This window comes from Luteibacter sp. P4_E6 (genome assembly GCF_056401535.1).
Map to the genome: position 1 here is coordinate 1 of NZ_JBFUJE010000765.1, position 1,438 is coordinate 1,438.

2 protein-coding genes are annotated in these 1,438 nt (G+C 61.5%); one reads left to right on the forward strand and one right to left on the reverse strand.

All coding sequences use genetic code 11. The annotated features are described in order from the left end of the window. A partial coding sequence (locus AC1DT2_RS23265) for a DUF72 domain-containing protein (protein ID WP_477299041.1) occupies positions 1-295 on the forward strand: 295 nt, incomplete at its 5' end. On the opposite strand, the gene AC1DT2_RS23270 is transcribed toward AC1DT2_RS23265, so the two are convergent. Next, positions 285-1,007, reverse strand: a complete 723-nt coding sequence (locus tag AC1DT2_RS23270; protein WP_477299043.1) for a TetR/AcrR family transcriptional regulator — start codon at positions 1,005-1,007, stop codon at positions 285-287. The two genes, AC1DT2_RS23265 and AC1DT2_RS23270, sit on opposite strands and share 11 nt — an antisense overlap. Positions 1,008-1,438: the final 431 nt, after the last annotated feature.

The window sequence follows — 1,438 nt, forward strand, 5'->3', positions numbered from 1 at the left end:
GCCCAAAGGCGACGCTGTGTTGTGCGAAGCAGGCGTCTCGTGCGTATGGGCACACCCGTCGCCCGTGGCCGGCGTCGAACCACCCGAAGGCGACCCGGCGATGCTCTATATCCGCCTGCACGGGTCGCCACAGGTCTACTACTCAGCCTACGACGATGCTTTCATCAAAGGCATCGCGTTACGGATGCGCCAGGCGCAAGAGGCAGGCAAGGTCGCCTGGTGCATTTTCGACAACACGGCGCGGGGCGAGGCTGTACCCAATGCGCTGACGTTGCTGTCTCAACTCAACGCTTGACCTTGCGCTTCTTCACGGTCGCCGCATAGCGTTCTTCGCCCTCGACGAACTTGTCGTAGTAGCGGACGACCATTTCAGCGACCTCGGTATTGATGATGTCGCCATCCATCGACGGATTGTCCACGGCCATTTCCGTGGCCGCATACATCACTTCGGTGGAGAGGCGCATCGCCACGCGCAAGGCTTCCGGGTTGGCGCTCGGGTAGCGATCGCGCAGCCCTTCGTAGCTCGTCTCCGCGACGTCGTCGTGCGAGTCCAGACGGATATGCCTTAGCGTCGGGACCGCGCGAAGCGCACGCATGATCCATACCGCACCTGGAAAGGCGAGGGTCGCCGCGTTGATCGCTGCCTGCATGTCGCGCAAGCCACGAATGCTGGCTTCGCGCGAGCCGTCGTAGTCGAGCGCCTTCTCCTCTTCCAGCCAGGCGCGGTAGGCCTTGTTCTGGCATTTCATCAGGCGCTCGCCGAGCTCCTTGAGGATGGCGTACTTGTTCGGGAAGTACCGATACAGCGCCGGTGGCGATATGCCCGCCTTCGCGCACACCAGGTTGGTGGAGAGTCGCTCCACCCCCACTTCGCCGAGCAGGCGCGATGTGACCTCGAGGATCAACTCGAAGGTTTCGACCGAGCGCTGCTGCATCGGCTGTTGCTTGGTGTCCAGCGGGATCGCGGGACGCGCATCGGTTTTCTTCCGACGCGTGGCGCTGTTCATGGGTCGACCTCGGCGTGGGTCTTCGTAAGTTCTCAGCGAAGACGTATTGGTTCCAGATGATACTTATTTCGCAGTGGCATGCGTGCTGCAGCGCGATACCTGCACGAATCCTGTGCCATGCCACGTGACCGTCAAAGCGCTGTCATATGTAAACAGTAGCGTTCACTACTGTTTTCCGCCACCCCTCCCCAACATTCCGTTTCCCATCCCTTCGGGCTCAACAGAGCTGACCGTCGCGGGCAACCGCGCGGCCGATACACGCAGGAGTTTCAACGCAATGCATCACGCTGTACGTTTTGGATTAGGTCTCGCTGCCCTCGCAGCCGCTATCAGCGCCGCCGCCGAAACCACGGACGCGGATATCACGAAGCGCACGACGGACCTGCAGGGTGTGTCGGTTTCTGCCGGCATTGACGACCCGAACCTCGCAC